This is a genomic window from Campylobacter coli, from assembly GCA_039516895.1.
Taxonomy (GTDB): domain Bacteria; phylum Campylobacterota; class Campylobacteria; order Campylobacterales; family Campylobacteraceae; genus Campylobacter_D; species Campylobacter_D coli_B.
Window position 1 is genome coordinate 1,642,883 of record CP154437.1, and the last position, 21,011, is coordinate 1,663,893.

Consider the following 21,011-nt stretch of genomic DNA (forward strand, 5'->3'; position numbering starts at 1 on the left):
AATGAAAGTTGCTATTTTAGGATATGGGGTTGTAGGGAGTGCTGTTGCTCGTGTTTTAATTCAAAACAAAGAAATCATTCGTGCAAGATGTGGACAAGATATCATTCCTGTTATTGCTCTTGCCAAAAGCCAAAAAGAAAATCCCCTAATTCCTATCGTTACGAATGTAGATGAAATTTTGCAACGAGATGATATAGATGTTTTTGTGGAGTTAATGGGTGGGGTTGAAACACCTTTTAAAATCATCAGCGAAATTCTTAAAAAAAACAAACCTGTAGTTACTGCAAATAAAGCTATGCTTGCTTATCATCGCTATGAGCTTGAAGAGTTGGCTAAAAATACAACTTTTGGCTATGAAGCAAGTGTTGCAGGTGGAATTCCCATTATCAAAGCTTTAAAAGAAGGGCTTAGTGCGAACAATATCTTAAGTATCGAAGGCATACTCAATGGCACGAGCAATTATATTTTAAGCGCTATGAATAGCAAGGGTTTAAATTTTGATGATGTGCTAAAAAAAGCGCAAGAGCTTGGTTATGCAGAAGCAGATCCAACCTTTGATATAGAAGGACAAGATGCTGCACATAAACTTTTGATTTTAGCAAGTATTGCTTATGGTTTGCGTGCCAAACCTGAAGATATTTTAATCGAAGGTATCAGCAAAATTTCTGCTGAAGATATGTATTTTGCAAAAGAATTTGATTTTACTATCAAGCTTTTAGGTATAGCCAAAGCTCAAAATTCCACAGTAGAATTAAGAGTGCATCCTACTATGATCAATAAAGATAAAATGATAGCAAAAGTCGATGGAGTAATGAATGCTATCAGCATAGTCAGTGATATACTTGGTGAAAGTCTTTATTATGGAGCGGGTGCAGGAGGAGATGCTACAGCAAGTGCTGTTATTGCTGATCTTATGGATATAGCAAGAAATGAACCTAAAGGTCCTATGATGGGCTTTGAAAATAATTTAAATTTTAAACTTTTAAACAAGGATGAAATTTATACAAAATATTATTTAAGATTAAAAGTAGAAGATAAAACAGGGGTTTTATCTAAAATTACTCAACTTATGAGTGAAAATAATATTTCGATAGACAGCTTTTTGCAAAAACCAAAACAGGGTGAAATTTATAGCACTTTATTTTTTACTACTCATCATACCTTTGAAAAAAGTATTCAAAATTTACTTTCTATCTTGGAAAAACAAGATTTTATCAAGGCTAAGCCTTTTATGATGCGTATAGAAGAATAATGGGATTTGCATCATATCTTAGTGGAATTTTAGGCGAAGATAAGGCTTGCGATTTTTTAAAAAAGCAAAAATTTGAAATTTTAAAGCGTAATTTTCGTTCTAAATTCGGCGAGATTGATATTATTGCGAGAAAAGATGGAATTTTGCATTTTATCGAAGTTAAATTTACTCAAAACAATTATGAAGTTTCTGAGCGTTTAAATATTAAAAAATATGAAAGAATTTTAAAAACCATAGAATTTTATGAATTAAAACACGGGATTTTAAATGATTTTCAAATCGATCTTATCTGCATTAGTGATGATATGATACAATTTTTTGAAAATATCAGTTTTTAAGCTAATATTTAAAAAAATAAAATACAATTACAGAAATTAGTGAAAGGAAAAATTATGGGAAAATATATTGAATTAACAAGTGATAATTTTGCACAAGCAAAAGAAGGTGTTGCTTTAGTTGATTTTTGGGCTCCATGGTGTGGACCTTGCAGAATGCTTGCTCCAGTAATTGATGAACTTGCAAATGATTTTGATGGTAAAGCAAAAATTTGTAAAGTAAATACAGACGAGCAAGGTGATTTGGCAGCTGAATTTGGTGTTCGCTCTATCCCTACTCTTATCTTCTTTAAAAATGGTGAAGTAGTAGATCAATTAGTTGGTGCTCAATCAAAACAAGCAATCAGCGATAAATTAAATTCTTTACTATAAAAATCTTCAAGGCTAGTTTTACTAGCCTTTCATCCAAAAATTTCAAATTTATACTAAATAATAATTTTTATTAACTACTATTAAGAATAATTTGTATATTATTATCAATAAAATTCAAATACAAAGGAAAAATAATGTTAGATGTAGCAATTATAGGTGGAGGACCTGCAGGACTTAGCGCTGGACTTTACACAACTAGAGGTGGTCTTAAAAATGTAGTAATGTTTGAAAAAGGGATGCCAGGAGGGCAAATTACTTCTAGTTCTGAAATTGAAAACTATCCGGGTGTTGCACAAGTTATGGATGGAATTTCTTTTATGGCACCTTGGAGCGAACAGTGTATGCGTTTTGGCTTAAAGCATGAAATGGTAGGTGTAGAACAAATTTCAAAAAATGAAGATGGAAGTTTTACTATTAAACTAGAAGGTGGCAAAACAGAGCTTGCAAAAGCGGTGATAGTTTGTACTGGTTCTGCCCCAAAAAGAGCAGGTTTTAAAGGTGAGGATGAATTTTTTGGCAAAGGTGTGAGCACTTGTGCAACTTGCGATGGTTTTTTCTATAAAAATAAAGAAGTAGCGGTTTTAGGTGGTGGTGATACTGCTTTAGAGGAAGCATTATATCTAGCAAATATTTGTTCTAAAGTTTATCTAATTCACCGCAGAGATGAATTTAGAGCTGCACCTTCTACGGTAGAAAAAGTAAAGAAAAATGAAAAAATAGAACTTATCACTAGTGCAAGCATAGATGAAGTATATGGTGATAAAATGGGTGTTACAGGCGTAAAAGTAAAATTAAAAGATGGTAGCATTAGAGATTTAAATGTGCCAGGAATTTTTACCTTTGTGGGGCTGAATGTAAGAAATGAAATTTTAAAGCAAGATGATGGAAAATTCCTATGCGATATGGAAGAAGGTGGACAAGTAAGCGTCAATCTTAAAATGCAAACTAGCGTTCCTGGGCTTTTTGCAGCAGGTGATCTTAGAAAAGATGCTCCAAAACAAGTTATTTGTGCAGCGGGCGATGGAGCTGTAGCAGCACTTAGCGCTATGGCTTATATAGAAAGCTTGCATTAATCTAGGATTTTATCCTAGATTTTAGTCTTGATTTTAGATAAAATATCAAAATTTCCATAAAAAACAATCTAAAATACTTTTTTTAACATAGATATAAAAACTAGAAATTCTATTTATAAACTTAATATTGTTATAATTTTTAAATTTCATTCTCTTTAGGGTATAAAATAATGAAAAAAATATTCCTTTTTTTTATATTTTTGGGACTTTTTAAATCCTTTCTTTATGCTAAAACTTTACAACCAAGTGAAAATCCAAATCTACCTTTAATCAGCGTAAGCATAGCCCCACAAGCTTTTTTTGTTAAAAAAATAGCGGATGATACTCTAAATATCAACATTTTATCTACAAATATACACAAGCCAAAATCCAAATCAAACTCTATGAAAAAGCTTGAAAAAAGTGAGCTTTACTTTACCATAGGCTTAGAATTTGAAAAGAATTTGACAGACAAACTAAAACAAAAATTTCCAAAACTTGAAATTATAGACATGCAAAAAGATATTCCTCTAGCTAAAACTAGCTCTAGCAACTCCAAAGAAATTTTAGATCCTTTTACTTGGCTTGATCCTATTTTAGTTCAAAACATAGCCTTAAATACCTACAATGCTCTAGTTCAAAAATACCCTCAAAACAAAAGCTTATACAAGCGTAATTTAGATAAATTTTTAACAGAGTTAGATGTCTTAAATTTACAAATCTCTTCAAAATTACAAAAAGTAAAGAATAAAGAATTTATAACATATCATCCCGCTTGGTCATACTTTGCCAAGCGTTATAATCTTGTGCAAAACCATGTAGAATTTTTAGGAAAAAAACTAAAAAATGAAGATTTAAAAAATTTGGGTACGTTGATTAAAGATAAAAATATTAAAGTTATTTTTGTACAGACTCATTTTCCTGAAAATACAGCAAAAACTTTAGAAAAAGAATATAATGTAAAAATTTATAAGATAGATTATTTATCTTATGATTGGGAAAATGAACTTTTGAAAACAGCAAACGCTTTTTATGAAAATTTATAGTTAGGTTTTTTTAATGCTTTTTTTTGAAATATCAAATCTTAATTACGCTTACAATAACGAAACGATTTTAAAAAATATCAACTTAAGCTATGATAGTAAAGATTTTCTTTCCATCATCGGCCCTAATGGTGCGGGAAAATCCACACTTGTAAAACTCATCCTAGGACTTTTAAAGACTAAAAAAACTATCAATTTTCATGGGCTTAAAAAAAATGAAATCGGCTATGTCCCTCAACACACTTTAGCAAATCCTAACTTTTGCCCAAGGGTTATAGAAATCGTTTTAATGGGACTTGTCAATAAAAAAATTTTTGGTTTTTATAGTAAAAAAGATAAAAACAAAGCCTTAGAAGCTCTAGCAAGCGTGGGTATGCAGGATTTTTGGGATAGAAAAATCAATGAATTAAGCGGAGGTCAAAAACAACGCGTTTTTATCGCTAGAGCTTTAGTCGATGAATGCAAAATGCTGATCTTAGATGAGCCTACAGCAAGCGTTGATAGCAAATCCGCAATTCAAATTTTTGAACTTTTAAGCTCTTTGCATGAAAAGGGCATAGGAATTTTACTCATTTGCCACGATATCAATCTCGTGCTTGCTTATAGTGATAAAATCGCGTATTTAAACAAAGAACTCTTTTTACATACCAATACCAAAGAAAAAGACAAAAGCGTATTTTTAAAACACCTTTATGAAAACCATTCGCATTTTTGCGATGTAGAAATGAGTTTAAATTCTTGCTTTTGCGATGAAGAAAATTGCGAAAAGAAAAAAATTTGTGAACAAGAATTTGCAAGAAGAAATTTAAAAAAATCAAATTTCAAAAAAGAAAATTTTTGTTTGAAATTTTCAAAGGAAAGCCATGTTTGAAATTTTAAATTTCACCTTTTTTCAAAATGCTTTATTGGCTGCGGTTTTAGTCAGCATTGCTTGTGGAGTCGTAGGTACACTTGTGATGATAAACCGACTCTTTTCCATAGCAGGAGGCATCACGCATGGGGCTTTTGGGGGTATTGGTATAGCGTTTTATTTTTCTTTGCCCATATTGATCAGCACAGGTATTTTCACGCTCTTTTTAGCCTTTTTGGTAGCATTTTTATCGAAGCGTTATGAGCACAGAAGCGACAGTATAGTCGCTGTGATTTGGGCTTTTGGGATGGCTTTTGGGATCATACTTATAGATTTAAGCCCAGGCTATAGCACGGATTTGATGGCTTATCTTTTTGGAAATATTTTAGCAGTAGGAATGCAAGATCTATGGCTGATGGCGATAGTGGATGGGGTGGTGATTGTTTTAATGCTTTTATTTTATAGACAATTTGAAGCTTTAAGCTTTGATGTTGAATTTGCAAAAGTACGAGGAATAAATACAAGCTTTTTTCATTATCTTTTAATCGCACTTATGGCATTTTGCATAGTGATTTCCATACGCCTTGTAGGGATTATTTTAATCATGGCTTTGCTTAGTATACCTAGTTTTATAGCTGAAAATTTTACAAAAAAGCTAGGTTTGATAATGATTTTAGCAAGTGTATTGAGTATGATTTTTTGCGTTTTAGGGCTTATAATAAGCTATTATTTTAATCTCTCAAGCGGTGCTTGTATCATAGCTGTAGCTTGCTTTGGCTTTTTAATGCACTTGCTAGCAAAGTTTTTACTAAAAAGGTAAAGGTGCAAAAATCACTTGCACTTTTATATTTAATGAAAAAATATATTCTTTATCTTTAAATCACAAATATTTTATAATATAACAGAAAATAAAACCAAATCTTTAACCATGGTAAGCATAACCAAAAAGAATATATAAATTGTGTGTATAAATATTATAAGACTATAAAATCATTATCTGAGATAGATTTATAAAATACTACTTATTTTATTCCAAGAGATAAAACATCTCTTGGATAAGATTTACCCTTGTAAAAATTCTACCATTTTTGAATAAATAGCTTGAGCTCTATTATCAATATCTTCTTTTGTCCAGATATTTTTTGTGCGTTTTGACAAATCCAAAACTTCTTTTAAATTTGCATTATTAGAATTACTATATTCTATTTGCTTTTTAGCAAAAAAATTATCAATGCATTTTATATTGCTTTTTTTAGGTAGTAAAATTTTATTTCCTATATTTTCTAAATACTCAAAATGAGATTGCTCATCCCATTCATTAAAATTAGCATTTTGCCATTGCTTTGGTAAAATATGTTCAACCTCCAAAGAATCAGAATCTATAACTTGCTTAAAATCATCATAAATATAGGCATATAAAAACAAAATATACTTGGTCTTTCTTGAATCAAAGTTTCTACTTACCTCTAGAAAATTCTCGAAACTAGGAATATTTTGTTTTGCTAGAAAACTCTCATTTATTTTAAGTTTTACATTCATTTTAAATACAATTTCTTTAATTACATTAATTGATGCATTACCATTTAAAAATGCTAAAGTAACATATTGAATTAATATTGGTAAATATTTGTCAAACTCTTTACTAAATTCATCTTTATTGTCTATATTATCTTTATTTCTCCAAACCAGACAACTAACAAATGCTTTCCATGAATCGTTTTGAAATAAATTTAAAATTTTCATATACTTATTTGACAAATCACTTAAATAATTTTCAGGTTTATCCCAAAAATTTGCCAAACTCTTTATAAAATACATTGTATTATCTCTATAAAGCCAATTATCTATTGCTCCATAATATACTTTTTTATCGGATTTTGTGAAAAAATTTAATACACTATGAGTCGTAGTATCAAAATCCTTATTTTCGGCACGAATTACATGCATAAATTGCAAAAACAAGAAATCTAAATTTTTTATATTATTACTTTCATCAATTTTTGCTTCCAATTCTTTCCACTCATTAGCAAATTCATTTTTATGTGAAACTCTTTTATAGATATATCCTTTTAAAATATCAGCATTGGAAAGTGGCAATCCTCTTGAGTTTAATGTATTAAATATAGTCATAGCAGACTCTTGACTATCACAGATTACTATTAGCGTAAAAAGTGTTTTTGATAAAAACATTTTGCATAACATTTCCCATTGCAATGGTCTAGTTGTTTTAAATTCTAATAGCTTATCATAGAAAAAATTAAAATTTTTAGCATACCTTGAATTTGATTTTCGTAAATTTTCAAGATTGATTTCTTTGTTTAATAACTCGTTTAATATGATATTGTCACAATCCGTAATCACTCTACTACTTAAATGGCTTTTGCTATAATCTAGACCATGATCTAGGTCATATTCCCAAATACATTTACCGAAACCTTCTAAATAGCTTATCTTTACATTAGCTTGCTCTGACTGAAAATGTTCATAAAATGCCCTGAAAAATAATGTAAAAGTAGTAATTCTCTGTTGTCCATCTATAATTTCTAGTTCATTTTTATCGTTTTGATAAGCAACAATGGAACCCAGAAAATATTCACTTATATTTTCCCCATCACCAAAGACTTCCAAAATATCATTCCAAAGAGTCTCACATTCATCTATACCCCATCTATACGGTCTTTGATATTCAGGAATTACAAATTTAACCCCTTCATCACTTAATAATTTGCATACATATTCTTTCTTTGGTTTAAATTCCATATTAAGTCTTTCTCTAAACAAATATTTAATATTATCATTTTTTATTAAATAATAATTTAAAAATTTTTATGTTTATATTCTAAAAATTTAATATACCAACCAATGCAAGCACTAGGTGTTCCATTTAGCTTTTTTCTTTCATAGTTAATCTTATATAAAATATCATCTTTATTTTTGATTTTGTTAAGTAAAAATTTAAGTGCAGGTAAAGAATCTGTATCTAAATTATATAATTCACACTCACAAGATATAATTCCATTAGCATATAATCTTTGAAAAAATTTTTTTGTTTTGCTTCCACAATAATCATTTTTTGTTGCTTTGGTTAAATTTGAATTCTCATCTAGGAAATATCTAAAATCTTCCTTATTACTTTTTTCAAAAATATTTATTTCAAACATGATATTATCTTCAAAAACAAAAACAGTATTTTTCACAATTCTTTCCTTATTTGATTATCCTTTAATAAATTTCATTGATAAAAACAACTTATTTAATCTATATAAAATTAATCTACAATCGCAAAAAATTTACAATTTTTATAATATCTATAAAATCTTTCTCCGTTTTTATTCATAGTTTTGAGATAATTAAAAACAGGTGAAGTCCACCTATAACCTCGACTTTTAGTATGAAATTCATCTATCAATCCACCCTCTTGATAAACATACACACTCATACCGCCATTTTTTACAACTGCTTCTTTAAATTCATCCTCATCTTTTGGAAAATGGTAATACACATTACCATTTTTATCCGGATTGCTTATTTTCCAATCGTATTTATATTCTAGCATTGTATGCCTTTTGATTTTTTGTGTTTGGTTTTAATTATATAAAAGATAAGTAAAAATTTAGAAATCTAAATTTTTACCATTGTATGAAGGTTCTAGCTTTTTTAATATCGCTAAATTTTAAAGTAGTTTTTTCTTGATTTTCTAAATTTTCTAAAGTGATATTTTCATCCTCTACGCTGATGATTTTTGCTTCGATTTTTTCTTTTTCATTGGTTGTGATTTTTACAAGCTCGTTGATACTTTTTGCAAAATGCTCTATCTTGCTAAGTTTTCTCTCAAGTCCTGCTGAAGATACTTCTAAAAAATACTCCCCACTTACAGGTGGTTCCACATCGAAAATGGGTGATAAAATTTCACTAAGCCTTGCACAATCATCCAAATTCACACCCGTTCTTTCACCCTTTTCATCTAAGGGCTTCATCACATAAACGCGGTAAATTTTCTTGCCATTTTCACTAGTTAATTCGCTATCATAAAGCTCTAAATTCACTTCTTTACACAAAGCTTCAAGATTCATTTTTGTCCTTTTTTATTTTTTCAAAAAGTGCGTCCATATGGTTTTGATACTCAAGTCTATCATCAAATTTAAAGTGAAAATTTGGACATCTATACCAGCCTTGTTCACTCATACAATAGTTCTGCAAAGCTCTGCTCGCTTTTTTTAAAGAATTTAAAATCTTCTCTTGCTCGTGAGTATTAAAAAACATTTTATCAAGATATACAAAGGCATCGTATCTGCCTTTTTTACACTCTACATCCACTACGCAAAGATTTTTCAAATTCTCATCATCTAAATTTGCCAAAGCTTCAGGGATAAGTTCTTTTAAGATACTTTCGGTGCGAAGTTTTTTAATCTCACTTGGATTCATAGACTTGCTTGTTCCTCTACTTCTTTATAGCTTTCTATATAATCACCCACTCTCATATCATCACACCCTTCTATGCCTACGCCACATTCATAGCCTTTTGCCACTTCTTTAGCATCATCTTTAAAGCGTTTAAGTGAGCTTACATTTCCTTCATAAACCACAACTCCATCACGGATAAGGCGAATTTTAGCCCCGCGGTTAATCACGCCTTCAGTTACCATACAACCTGCAATTTGACCGATTTTTGGTACATTGATCACTTGTCTAATCTCTGCTTGTCCAAGTTGTTCTTCAGAGATGATAGGACTCATCATACCACCCAGCAAGGCTTTTACATCATCAAGTAGATTATAAATGACATTATAAGTTTTTATTTCCACGCCTTTATCTTTAGCACGCTCTTTGATCTCTCCTGTTGGGCGTATGTTAAAGCCTAGTACGATGGAGTTTTCACTTGCGCTTGCAAGCTCTATATCACTTTGCGTGATCCCCCCTACTCCGCTGTGTATGATATTGACTTTAATTTCATCATTTCTAAGCTTTTCTAAGCTTGCTTTTAAGGCTTCTAACGATCCTTGCACATCAGCTTTTAAAATCACAGGAAGGGCTTTTAAGTTTCCTTCTTTGATCTTCGCTCCAAGCTCATCTATACTTACTTTAGTCGATTTGCTGAGTTCTTTTTGGCGGTTGTATTCGTGGCGCTTGTTAGCATACTCTCTTGCTTCTTTATCACTCTTCACTGCGATTAAAATTTCGCCTGCATCAGCCACTTCGCTAAGCCCTACGATGACACCACATTCACCCGGTTTGATCTCTTTTAAAGCTTTACCTTGATCATCGCTCATTGCGCGCACTTTTCCATAAGCTTCGCCTGCAACGATAGTGCTTCCTACTTTAAGCGTTCCATTTTGCACGATGATAGTAGCTACCGCACCGCGTCCTTTTTGGATAGAACTCTCTATAACACTTGCTTTTGCAAAGCTTTTTGGATTGGCTTTGAGTTCTAAAATATCAGCTTGTAAAAGCACGATTTCAAGCAAATCTTCAATACCCATTCCTGTTTTAGCAGAAACTCCTACAAATTCATAAGATCCGCCCCATTCTACTGGCATGATTTCCATTTCAGCAAGTTGAGTTTTTACCATGTCAGGATTTGCAGCTTCTTTATCCATTTTGTTAATCGCTATGATGATAGGCACACCTGCTGCTTTAGCGTGATTGATCGCTTCTTTAGTTTGTGGTTTTACCCCATCATCTGCTGCTACAACGATGATAACGATATCTGTTATGCTTGCACCCCTTGCACGCATAGCAGTAAAAGCTTCGTGACCTGGAGTATCTATAAAAGTGATTTTACGCCCATTTTTTTCCACCATATAAGCGCCCACATGTTGAGTGATCCCCCCTGCTTCACCACTAGCAACGCGAGATTTTCTGATATAATCAAGCAAAGAAGTTTTACCATGATCAACGTGCCCCATGATAGTAATCACCGGTGCTCTACTTACCAAATCTTTCTCATCAACTTCTTCTTCATAGTCTTTTACATAATCAAACTCATCTGCTTCGTTGATGATATTGATCTCTATGCCAAATTCAGCAGCTAAAATTTCAATCGCATCTTCATCTAAAAAATCATTTTTAGTTGTCATCATACCCAGCATGAAAAGTTTTGAAATCACTTCGCTTACGCTTTTGCCTATCTTATCTGCAAATTCATAAACACGAATTTCTTTTGAAATTTCTACGCTCGAAACCGCTTCATTTTCTTTTTTCTCAACTTTTTTAGGTGGTTTTTTACGACTTCTTCTTTGAATTCCGCCCTCAAGTCCAAGATTTGCTGAATTTCCAACTGATTGGCGCAAAAAGTTAGGTGGTTTTTTCATAGTATTTTGTGGTTTTTCTTGTTCTTTTACGCTAAAATCAGGTAAAACCACTACATCTTCATCTTCTAAAGAAATATCAGCAAAATCATGACCTTCTAAAAAGTCCATTTTTTCAGCACTTTCTTTTTTAGTCGCGACAAAAGGCTTTTTCTCTTTTTTCTTTTTCTTTAAATTTTCATCCGCATTTGAAAACATAGTTTTTAAACTAAGGCGTTCTTCATTTGAAGGAGTAGTAGCCTTTGGCTCTTCTTTTTTCGCAGCTTCTTCTTCATCTTTTTTCTTTTTAACGATCACAAGCCCTCTTCTTTTAGCTAAAGTTGCACTCGCTAAGCTCTCTTGAATGTTTTCTTTAGGCCCTTCAGGACTTTTTGGTTCAGGCTTTGCTTCTTCTACAACTTTAGCTGGAGCTTTTACTTCTACTTCTTTGGGTAATTTTTCTTCTTTTTTTTCTTCTTTAGGTGCAGCTTTAGCTTTTTTTATAGGATCTTGTTTTAAATTTTTCTTGAAAGCCTCGGGAATGATTTTAGTTTGTATATACTCATAAATTCCTGCTGCAACTTCGGGTTCTACAGCATTAGATGCGGTCTTGATATTTAATCCTAATTCATTTGCTTTCTCGATAATTTCTTTGCTATCATAGCCTAATTCTTTCGCAATTTCATGAATTCTAATTTTTGCCATTTAAAACTATCTCCTTTAAATTCTGCTGAGTGATTTTTGTATTTAAATTTTTGCAAGATCTAAAAAATGCTTTTTGCAAGACTTTGCCTTCACTCAAAATGCAAGTCTCACACAAATAAACACTGCGTCCAAAATCAAAGTCTTTATAAAGCTCGCCTTGAAAATGTTTAAATCGATGCATACTTTTTTGCAAATATCGATTTTTACAGACTATACACATTCGAATAGGCTCATGTTTATCTTTTGTAAAATTATATCTTTTTTTTTCTTTTTTTAGCAAATTTTAAAGCCTTTATTGTCAAATTCCAAACAAAGAACTTTAAAATGTCCAAATTTCTGCTCCATTTTTTGAGCCAAATGCTTTGCATCATCTTTGTATGCTAAATTAAAAAAGCTTGAGCCTGAACCTGAAAGCGTGCTCATTAAAGCCTTATTTTCAAGGGCAAATTTTTGCACCTCAAAAAGCTCGGGTAAATTTTGCATTCTACGCGTTTGGTGCAATAAATCCTTGCTAGCAAGAGCAAGTAAATCATACTTTTTTTCCAAAAAACAAGCTGTAAGAAAAGAAGAATGGCAAAGATTAAAAACACAATCTTTCAAACTCAAATTCGAAGGCAAGGCATTACGACTTTGTTCTGTACTCATCGCTACATTAGGTATAACCACGACAGCATTTAAATTTTCATCTAAATCTTTTTTTATACTGAAAACTTTTTCATTTTCTACCACAGATACTACAAAGCCGCCAAGCGCTGCAGGAGCTATATTGTCAGGATGATTCTCGTATTTTAACGCTTCATTTAAAATTTTCTCTTTATCTGCTTTAAAACCCGCCATCTCATAAGCACTCGCAATAGCGCCGATAATCACTGCCGAAGAGCTACCAAGTCCGCGAGATAAAGGAATGGTATTATCAAAAATAAATCTAAAATGATCTTTCCTACCGCTTAATCTTTGATAAATTTCATTAAAAATACTTACAAAAATATTATTTTTTTTAAGACTTAAATTCTCACTTCCTTCGCCATTGACACTGATGCTAAAAAAATTTGACTTCTCGATAATAGTATGATTAAAAAGCGCTAAACTCAATCCCAAACAATCAAACCCAGGGCCTAAATTCGCACTTGTAGCAGGTACTAAAATTTTCAATTTTTTTCCTAAATTCTTTAAATTGCAGATAAAAAGTAAAAAGGTAGATTATCATCTTTTTTATTAAGCTTGCTTAAATTTGGAGGTAAAAAAAACTCTCCAGCTGTATTTTCCTCCAAGATGATCTCATCTTCTTTTTTCACAAAACACATATTTTTATGAGCGGCAATGGGTTGATTGTTGTTAAGCTCAAAAGCACTGATAGCAAAAAGAGGGATATTTTTCACTATACTCAGCGTGCTAAGACTTACATAAGAAATTTTAATCCCCATATAAGAGCCTGGACCATTAGCATAAATTAACTCATCAAAGCTAAATTCTTTTAGCAAAATCTTTAAAATTTTTGGCACAAACTCACTTGCCTTTTCTTCGCTCTCTATACTTTTTACAAGTTTATCATCTTGATAAACACCGATCATCAAAGGTTTAGATAAAGCATTAAGCAATAATGAATTTTTTATGCAAAAACCTTTTCATAAGCTTTTTCATTTGCTTTTTCAAGAGTCACTATCTCATAAGCATCTTTATCTTTTAACACTTCTTTAGTGAGTAAATGATTTAAATGATGGCTTCCAGCATATGAAATATAATCTCCAAAAACACGATATCCAAGCAAAGTCAAATCCCCAATCGCGTCTAAAATTTTATGTCTTACAAATTCATCCTTAAAGCGCAAACCTTCAGGATTTAAAATACGATTATCATCTACAACTATAGTATTTTCCAAGCTTCCGCCCAATGCTAAATTCATATCTCTAAGAGCTTGAACATCTTTTAAAAAACCAAAAGTCCTAGCTCTTGCTATATTTTCTATATAGTTTTTCTTGCTGAATTCAAAATTATAACTTTGTTCTCCTATAACAGCATTATCAAACTTGATAGTATAATTAATACGCGGTTCTTTAGTCGGAGTTAAACGCACATATTTATCACCATCTCTTACCTCTATAGGCTTTTTAATCACCATAATTTTTTTAGGTGCATCAAGCTCTTTAACCCCTGCTTCATCAAGCATCATACAAAAACTAATACTTGAACCATCCATCACCGGTGCCTCATTGGCATTTAAAACGATACGAACATTATCGATCCCATAAGCATTGATTGCGCTCATTAAATGCTCTATGGTGGAAATAAACCCTCTTTCATCGCCCAAAACCGTTGCCATTTGGGTATTGATAACATTTTCAGGACTTGCCTTATAAGTAGCATTTAAATCGCTTCTAAAAAAAACTATCCCACTATTTGCTTCTAAAGGCTCTAGGGTAATCTCGATAGGCTCTCCTTTATGAAGCCCTATACCCACGCCTTTTACAGCTTTTGCTAAAGTTAATTGTTTCATTAATTTTTTCCTAAAATTATTTTTTTACCTTCGTTTAAAACATTGTAAATATTATTTTCTATCCATTTTTTATCTTGCCATTGCTCAGGGCGTGTTTCAACACCTTGAACCAAAACACCAAAGTGCAAATGATCTCCCAAAGCCAATCCACTTACACCTGTTCTACCTATTACACTTTTTTTGCTTAAAATCTCATCAATTTCAACATTTTTAGAAGAACAATGCCCATAAAGACTATAAACTCCAAAACCATGATAGACGATTAAATTAAGTCCATAAATTCCATTTTCTTCTGCAAATACGACTTTACCTGGATTATTGCTTATAATAGGAGCTTCTGCTACACTTGCTAAATCAATCCCCATATGATAAGAATCGCTTACAAATTGTCCATTGTAAGAATAATACCTATGATCAGCAAAATCTGCTACCTTCATACCATTTCGAAGTGGTAAAAATAAATCGATTTTAAAATTATCGATTTTACTTTCAGGGACTTCTGAAGTGATCTTATGTATCAAAATTTCATTATTGTCTCTTAAGGTTTCATTCACAAATTTAAATTTCTCAAAACGCGTAAAATTATTATCTTTTGGTGCATACTCTTGTGCTAAATCTTCTATCTTGCCATCTAAAAATCTATCTGTAAGATTGATATTTGAAACGCGGTATTTGCGATTGACAAAATAATACCTTATACGCTCTTTAGTTATATTGCCAGCCTTGTCTGTGGCAATAATATAAGCACGAAATTCTTCATCTCTTGCATCCCAAGCTATAAGAGCTGCGTAATATCCTTCTTTTAAATAAGGAGTAGCCTTAAAGATTTTTCCTGTATTTGTTTCTATATAAACCTTATCCAAATTCGCATCACTAGCCGAGAATACAACGCTAGCAGCACCCCCTTGCTCAATCTGATAAGAATTGCTCAATATATTTACCTTTGGAGCACTATCATCGATCATAACAAGGACTTTTTTACTGGCTTCATTACCATTGAAAAAATTCCAAAAACTATTATCTCTAGCTTTAATCTCCATAATAAAAGATTTTACTTTTTCTTTATAAGCAAGTTTTGGTAGAGCAACTTGCAAGGTAATATCATTTGAATTTTGAATTTTTTCATCTACTATAAGCATACCTGTTCCATTGCCTTCTTTTTGCAAGAAGATTTGAACACTTTCAATAAAACCTTCATCATCTTTTACATGAACCGAAATAGGTTTTTTAAGATCACTATAAATGATATCTGGCATAAGGATTTTAGGAGGTGTCGTTTCAAAACCATTCATTTTTGAAGCAAAAAACGCTAAAGCACCAATTAAAACCAAAATTAAAAGATATAGATAAAATTTTCCCTTTTTTCTTGCCATATTTTTTCCTAATATATTTTTATTTTAACAAAATTTATTTTTCTTAAAAAACTTAAAAAAATTTTATTATAATTTCAGTAAATATCAAGCAAATTTCACAAAATTTCTCTTAAAGTATTGGCTTTTTGCATCCAAGACTTTAATTCTTCATTTTTATCCTCTTCAATCATCTTTTTACAAAATTCTAATTCTTTTTGAAAAAATTCAATGGAGCTTAAAACATTATCTTTGTTTTGTTCAAAAATACTCCCCCACATGATAGGAGATGATTTAGCAATCCTACTCATACCCTTAAAAGAACCGCCCGCTAAATGAACGATATTTCTTTTATCCTCCTCTTTCATCACAAAATTTGCTAAAGAAAAACTAATCACATGCGGTAAATGTGAAATAATAGCAGCATGATGATCATGTGCCGTGCTATCCATAAAAACAATCCTCATACCCAAATGCGAAAAAATTTCCACTGCTCTTTTTTGGTGCAAATCATCAGCCACTTCACTATCGCACAACACACAAACAGCATCCTTATAAAGCTCTTTAAAAGCTGCTTTTGGACCACTATTTTCAGTTCCTGCCATAGGATGGGCAAAAAGAGTTTGTTTGGTAAGTTTTGCGGGTAATTTTTCTATGATTTTTCTTTTTGTACTTCCAAGCTCTATAATAGTTATATTTGAAGGTAGATCCACTAATTTTTGTAAAATCTCTATAATGGCATTTACAGGTGTTGCAATAAAAATCATATCACATAAATGCAAATTTTCAAATTCTATAAGCTCATGAACGAGTCCTAATTTTAAAGCATCTTGCTCATTTTCTTTATTTGAGTCTAAACCATACACACAAGAAATTAATTTATTTTCTTTTAAGCAAAGTCCTAAAGAACCCCCTATTAATCCAAGCCCTATAATCGCTACTTTCATAATATTATCTCAATCCCTTTGTTAAATTTTTTCTGCTATTATACAAATTTTTAATAAAGCTTTAGGTAAAAATAAATGAAAAAAATCATCAGCATTTGTGCCTTGGTTGCACTGAGTAATGCAGCAGTAATTAAAGAAATTAAATTTAGCGGATTAAATCATCTTTCAAATGCAAGTGCTTTAAATCTCACAGGATTGAAAATCGGCGAAACAATAAATCTTGATAAAATAAATACCGCCATACTTAACCTTTATAAACAAAATTATTTCGAAAATATTGCCGTAGAAGAAGATAATGGTGTTTTAAATATCATCGTCACAGAAAAACCAAGCATAGCTAAAATAAGCATTACAGGAATTGCATCTAATGATAGAAAGCAAGTAGAAAGTATTTTGGGTATAAAAAGAGGAACCTTGTTTGATGAAGCAAGTGCTAAAGAAGCAAGCGAACGCATCAAAGCTTATTACGAAGCTAAAAGCTATTTTGATACCATAGTAGAATACAGAAAAAAAACTCTAGAAAATACCGAGGGGTTAGAGCTTGAATTTATAGTCAATCGCGGAGAAAATATTATCATTAATAATGTCAATTTAAGCGGAGCAGAGAAATTTTCGTATTCAGATATTGAACCTGCTATAGTCAATAAAGAAAAAGAATTTATGGGCTGGATGTGGGGAAGAAATGATGGAAAACTTAAAATTTTTGAACTAAGCAATGATAGTGCAAGAATCAGTGATGAATATATGAAAAAAGGATATCTTGATGTGCAAGTATCCTCGCCCTATCTTAAAACCTATACTGATACTTATCAAGCTAATCTAACTTATTTTATCAAAGAAGGTAAGCCTTATAAAATTCAAAGCATAAGTATAGAAAATCCTTTATTTAGCGAAGAGGAAAATAAGCAAAATTTAGAAAATCTACGCTCAACCCAAGGCAAACTCATTAATATAGAAGATATTCGTAAAGATGTAAAAACCATAGAAACACAAAGTGCTGATTTAGGCTATGCTTTTGCAGAAGTTTATCCTGATATTCAAAAAAATGATCAAACCCAAGAAGCTACCGTTGTATTTAAAGTCATTCCTCATGATAAAGTCTATATAAGAAATGTTATCATTTCGGGAAATTCTCGCACAGTTGACAGAGTAGTTCGTCGCGAACTTTATATCACTGAAGGAAATTTATACAATCGCACCGATTTAAGCGAATCTACAAATGCTTTAAGAAGAACGTCTTATTTTGATGATGTAGAAATCAAAGAAGAAAAAGTAGATGATACACATATAGACTTAATTGTCAATGTTAAAGAAGCTTCTACGGGTGCTATTTCAGGAGGTATTGGCTATGGTTCAAGCGATGGCTTATTGCTCAATGCATCATTATCAGATACCAATATTTTTGGTTCAGGTATTAAAAGCTCTGTTAGCGTAGATAAAAGTGATGATACCTTATCAGGAAGAATCAGTCTTATAAACCCACGCATTCTTGATAGTCAATACAGCTTAGGCGGAACGCTTTATTCTAATGATTATGAATGGGATAATTACTCTGAAAAAAATTATGGTTTTGATATCACCCTAGGACGCCAGTTTGCAAGATATTATAATGTAAGTTTAACTTACAATCTTGAGCAAAGTGATATCTATCATCTAAGCCCAACACTTTTAAGAACAGGTTATGAGCTTGGCAAAACTATAAAAAGCTCTGTAACCCCTGCTATTACTTTTAACAACACTGATGATTATTATCTCCCAAGAAAAGGTATTATCGCTTCAACAAGCCTAGAGTATGCAGGACTTGGAGGAGATCAAGAATTCCTTTCATCAAGTACAAAATTTAACTTTTATCAAGGTTTGGAAGACTATATAGGCTATGATCTTATTTATCGTTATAAAGCAAGTTTTTATAAAGTTTGGGATGAGGGCTATCTTCCAATCAATCAAAGAATTTATCTAGGTGGTATTCGCTCTCTTCGCGGTTTTGAAAGTAGAACTGTAAGTCCTAAGAATGAGTGGGGAGATGAAGTGGGTGGAACCATAGCTTTTGCAAATTCCGTAGAACTTAGCTTCCCTTTAATCGATAGAATTAAACTTCGCGGTAGTGTATTTTTTGATTATGGTATGATAGGAAATAAAAATCTAGATGAAATTCAAAGAATGAGTACAGGTTTAGGTATAGAATGGATCACTCCTATTGGGCCATTACAACTTGTATTTGCTAAACCGCTCAATGATAAAAAAGGCGATGATACCAATACTTTTGAATTTAACCTAGGAACACGCTTTTAATGAAACAATTTCTAGATGCTTGCCTAAAAGCAAATTTACAAATTAGCAAGTATCTTAATAATATTTGCGAAAGCGATCTTGAGTTTTCTCCTGATCTTGGCTTTGATAATAATCAAAGCTATAAGCTTGATCTAAAATGTGAAAAAATCTTTACAGAATATCTTAGTGATTTAGGCCAAATTTTTTCCGAAGAAAGTGGCTTGATCGGAGAAAATAGTCCTTATAAAATCATTCTTGATCCCTTAGATGGAAGTTCAAACTTTGTCTCTAAAATACCCTTTTATGGGACATCTGCAGCACTTTTTAAAGATGAAGAAGCCCAAAGTGCTTTTATTTGCAATCTAGCCAATAATGAAATTTTAATTTTTGATGATAATAAAAATTTAAAATCAAATCTTTTCAATCCTAATTATTCTCCTTTTTTGCCTAATCGTTTTTCTCAAATTGGGATCGTAGAAAAAATAACACTTTGCCCAAATCTTATCAATTACCTCGCGAAAAATAAGCTTAAATTTCGCTCTTTGGGTGCTACAGCTTTAAGCATTGCTTATGCTCCGTATTTTAGTTTTGTTTTAGTTTTAGGAAAAACTCGAGTCTTTGATACTGCAGGAGCTTTAATGTTGTGTAAAAATTTATATATAGAAAACAATGAAAATTTCCTTCTCATAAGTAAAGATAAGAAAATTTTTGATATAATCTTGGAATTTTTAAAATAATTAGGTGAATTATTATGAATTTTGCAGATATTTTTTCAAAAATCAGAAGACAACAACCCAGCACCAAAGAAGCTCCAAATCATTGGGTAAAATGCCAGAGTTGTCATGCTTTAATGTATTATAAAGAAATAGAATCTTGTTTTAATGTATGCCCTAAATGTTCTTATCATATGAGAATTTCTCCTATGGATAGGATAAAACTCCTAAGTGATGAAAATACCTTTGTTGAATATGATGCAAATTTAGAAGCCATAGATCCGCTCAAATTTGTTGATAGCAAGTCCTATAAAAAACGCTTAAGCGAGGGTGAAAGCAAAACCGGTAGAAAATCTGCGGTCATTAGTGGAGAATGCCTTATAGATGGCCTTAAAACTCAACTTGTAGTATTTGATTTTTCTTTCATGGGAGGATCTTTAGGCTCTGTAGAAGGCGAAAAAATCGTTAGGGCAATCCAAAGAGCCATCACAGATAAAACTCCTGTTGTTATTGTGAGTGCAAGCGGTGGAGCTAGAATGCAAGAAAGTACTTATTCTTTAATGCAAATGAGTAAAACAAGTGCTGCTTTAAAACTTTTAAGCAAAGAAAAACTCCCTTATATCAGTGTATTAACCGATCCTACTATGGGTGGCGTGAGCGCTTCTTTCGCTTGGCTTGGGGATTTAATCATCGCTGAACCAGGCGCTTTGGTGGGTTTTGCAGGAGCAAGAGTAATTAAACAAACCATAGGCGCAGATTTACCCGAAGGCTTCCAAAAAGCTGAATTTCTACTCGAACATGGACTCATAGATGCGATAGTAGAGCGTTCAGATATGAAAAAATACCTTAGCGATACTCTTAAATTCTTTTGTGGAAAATAACTTGCAAGTTAATATTTTTCACATACAAAAAAACGATGAATTTAAAATTTGGGGTGAGAAGTACGCAAAACTTATCTCCAAATTTGCAGATCTTAAAGAACACAATCTCTTTAATAAAAAAATAGCTGCTGCACAAAATTTAAATGCACAAGCTGCTAAATTAAGCTATGAAGAGGCATTTGCTCCTTATACAAAAGGCTTTTGCATAGTTCTTGATGAAAGAGGCAAGGAGCTTACAAGCGTAGAATTTGCAAAACTCATAGCAGATAAAAATAATTTAAATTTTTTTATAGGTGGTGCTTATGGCCTAAGGGATGAATTCAGCCAGAGTTTAGATTTTAGACTTTCATTAAGCAAACTCACCTTAGCACATCAATTTGTAAAAATTTTACTTTTAGAACAAATTTATCGTGCTTTTTGTATCAACTCAAATCATCCTTATCACAAATAAAAGGTTAAA

23 protein-coding genes are annotated in these 21,011 nt (G+C 31.7%); 11 read left to right on the top strand and 12 right to left on the bottom strand.

What is annotated here, in order from left to right; genetic code table 11:
- Position 1 precedes the first annotated feature (1 nt).
- From AAID94_08315 to AAID94_08345, 7 genes are all read left to right on the top strand, one after another.
- A complete protein-coding gene (locus AAID94_08315) occupies positions 2–1,252 on the top strand; it encodes a homoserine dehydrogenase (GenBank protein ID XAK23829.1) in 1,251 nt (416 codons plus the stop codon).
- The gene (locus AAID94_08320) at positions 1,252–1,590 is read left to right on the top strand and encodes a YraN family protein (GenBank protein ID XAK23830.1); all 339 of its coding nucleotides are present in this window, start codon (positions 1,252–1,254) and stop codon (positions 1,588–1,590) included. Before AAID94_08315 ends, AAID94_08320 begins: the two co-directional genes overlap by 1 nt.
- A 54-nt stretch (positions 1,591–1,644) precedes the next feature.
- The gene (gene trxA / locus AAID94_08325) at positions 1,645–1,959 is read left to right on the top strand and encodes a thioredoxin (protein XAK23831.1); all 315 of its coding nucleotides are present in this window, start codon (positions 1,645–1,647) and stop codon (positions 1,957–1,959) included.
- Positions 1,960–2,093: 134 nt separating this feature from the next.
- Positions 2,094–3,032 carry a thioredoxin-disulfide reductase gene (trxB, locus tag AAID94_08330; GenBank protein ID XAK23832.1) on the top strand — a complete coding sequence of 313 codons (939 nt, stop codon included), beginning with the start codon at positions 2,094–2,096 and terminating at the stop codon, positions 3,030–3,032.
- A 170-nt stretch (positions 3,033–3,202) separates the two neighbouring features.
- Positions 3,203–4,057: a zinc ABC transporter substrate-binding protein gene (locus AAID94_08335; GenBank protein ID XAK23833.1), complete on the top strand. Its 855-nt coding sequence runs from the start codon at positions 3,203–3,205 to the stop codon at positions 4,055–4,057.
- 13 nt (positions 4,058–4,070) lie between these two features.
- On the top strand, positions 4,071–4,925 hold the full coding sequence (locus AAID94_08340) for a metal ABC transporter ATP-binding protein (protein ID XAK23834.1): 855 nt from the start codon (positions 4,071–4,073) through the stop codon (positions 4,923–4,925).
- Positions 4,918–5,724, top strand: coding sequence for a metal ABC transporter permease (locus tag AAID94_08345; protein ID XAK23835.1), 807 nt, complete (start codon positions 4,918–4,920; stop codon positions 5,722–5,724). Before AAID94_08340 ends, AAID94_08345 begins: the two co-directional genes overlap by 8 nt.
- Before the next feature lie 242 nt (positions 5,725–5,966).
- On the opposite strand, the gene AAID94_08350 is transcribed toward AAID94_08345, so the two are convergent.
- The 12 genes from AAID94_08350 to AAID94_08405 all read right to left on the bottom strand — a co-directional run bounded on the left by AAID94_08350 (position 5,967) and on the right by AAID94_08405 (position 16,686).
- Positions 5,967–7,664 (bottom strand): DUF262 domain-containing HNH endonuclease family protein, encoded by a 1,698-nt coding sequence (locus AAID94_08350; protein ID XAK23836.1) that lies wholly within the window; start codon positions 7,662–7,664, stop codon positions 5,967–5,969.
- Between the two features lie 56 nt (positions 7,665–7,720).
- A complete protein-coding gene (locus tag AAID94_08355; protein XAK23837.1) occupies positions 7,721–8,101 on the bottom strand; it encodes a hypothetical protein in 381 nt (126 codons plus the stop codon).
- A gap of 71 nt (positions 8,102–8,172) precedes the next feature.
- Positions 8,173–8,460: a hypothetical protein gene (locus tag AAID94_08360; protein ID XAK23838.1), complete on the bottom strand. Its 288-nt coding sequence runs from the start codon at positions 8,458–8,460 to the stop codon at positions 8,173–8,175.
- A gap of 73 nt (positions 8,461–8,533) precedes the next feature.
- Positions 8,534–8,977 carry a ribosome maturation factor RimP gene (gene rimP / locus AAID94_08365; protein ID XAK23839.1) on the bottom strand — a complete coding sequence of 148 codons (444 nt, stop codon included), beginning with the start codon at positions 8,975–8,977 and terminating at the stop codon, positions 8,534–8,536.
- Positions 8,967–9,329 (bottom strand): 30S ribosome-binding factor RbfA, encoded by a 363-nt coding sequence (gene rbfA, locus AAID94_08370; GenBank protein XAK23840.1) that lies wholly within the window; start codon positions 9,327–9,329, stop codon positions 8,967–8,969. Before rbfA ends, rimP begins: the two co-directional genes overlap by 11 nt.
- Entirely contained in the window at positions 9,326–11,896 is a 2,571-nt protein-coding gene (infB, locus tag AAID94_08375) for a translation initiation factor IF-2 (GenBank protein ID XAK23841.1), read from the bottom strand. Before infB ends, rbfA begins: the two co-directional genes overlap by 4 nt.
- Entirely contained in the window at positions 11,883–12,116 is a 234-nt protein-coding gene (locus AAID94_08380) for a DUF448 domain-containing protein (protein ID XAK24800.1), read from the bottom strand. The genes infB and AAID94_08380 overlap by 14 nt, the downstream gene beginning before the upstream one ends.
- 53 nt (positions 12,117–12,169) lie before the next feature.
- On the bottom strand, positions 12,170–13,048 hold the full coding sequence (thrB, locus tag AAID94_08385) for a homoserine kinase (GenBank protein XAK23842.1): 879 nt from the start codon (positions 13,046–13,048) through the stop codon (positions 12,170–12,172).
- A 17-nt stretch (positions 13,049–13,065) separates the two neighbouring features.
- A complete protein-coding gene (locus tag AAID94_08390; GenBank protein ID XAK23843.1) occupies positions 13,066–13,494 on the bottom strand; it encodes a tRNA threonylcarbamoyladenosine biosynthesis protein TsaB in 429 nt (142 codons plus the stop codon).
- A gap of 11 nt (positions 13,495–13,505) precedes the next feature.
- The gene (gene lpxC, locus AAID94_08395; protein ID XAK23844.1) at positions 13,506–14,390 is read right to left on the bottom strand and encodes a UDP-3-O-acyl-N-acetylglucosamine deacetylase; all 885 of its coding nucleotides are present in this window, start codon (positions 14,388–14,390) and stop codon (positions 13,506–13,508) included.
- Positions 14,390–15,763 carry a M23 family metallopeptidase gene (locus AAID94_08400; GenBank protein ID XAK23845.1) on the bottom strand — a complete coding sequence of 458 codons (1,374 nt, stop codon included), beginning with the start codon at positions 15,761–15,763 and terminating at the stop codon, positions 14,390–14,392. Before AAID94_08400 ends, lpxC begins: the two co-directional genes overlap by 1 nt.
- 95 nt (positions 15,764–15,858) lie before the next feature.
- Complete coding sequence (locus AAID94_08405; protein XAK23846.1) at positions 15,859–16,686, bottom strand: prephenate dehydrogenase; 828 nt, start codon at positions 16,684–16,686, stop codon at positions 15,859–15,861.
- 75 nt (positions 16,687–16,761) lie between these two features.
- Here AAID94_08405 and bamA point away from each other — a divergent pair, with 75 nt between their 5' ends.
- Genes bamA through AAID94_08425 form a run of 4 tightly spaced genes read left to right on the top strand, consistent with a single transcriptional unit; the run spans position 16,762 to position 21,002 of the window.
- The gene (bamA, locus tag AAID94_08410; protein XAK23847.1) at positions 16,762–18,978 is read left to right on the top strand and encodes an outer membrane protein assembly factor BamA; all 2,217 of its coding nucleotides are present in this window, start codon (positions 16,762–16,764) and stop codon (positions 18,976–18,978) included.
- Positions 18,978–19,694 (top strand): inositol monophosphatase family protein, encoded by a 717-nt coding sequence (locus AAID94_08415; GenBank protein XAK23848.1) that lies wholly within the window; start codon positions 18,978–18,980, stop codon positions 19,692–19,694. The genes bamA and AAID94_08415 overlap by 1 nt, the downstream gene beginning before the upstream one ends.
- 14 nt (positions 19,695–19,708) lie before the next feature.
- Positions 19,709–20,551 (top strand): acetyl-CoA carboxylase, carboxyltransferase subunit beta, encoded by an 843-nt coding sequence (gene accD, locus AAID94_08420; protein XAK23849.1) that lies wholly within the window; start codon positions 19,709–19,711, stop codon positions 20,549–20,551.
- A gap of 1 nt (position 20,552) precedes the next feature.
- Positions 20,553–21,002: a 23S rRNA (pseudouridine(1915)-N(3))-methyltransferase RlmH gene (locus AAID94_08425; GenBank protein ID XAK23850.1), complete on the top strand. Its 450-nt coding sequence runs from the start codon at positions 20,553–20,555 to the stop codon at positions 21,000–21,002.
- Positions 21,003–21,011: the final 9 nt, after the last annotated feature.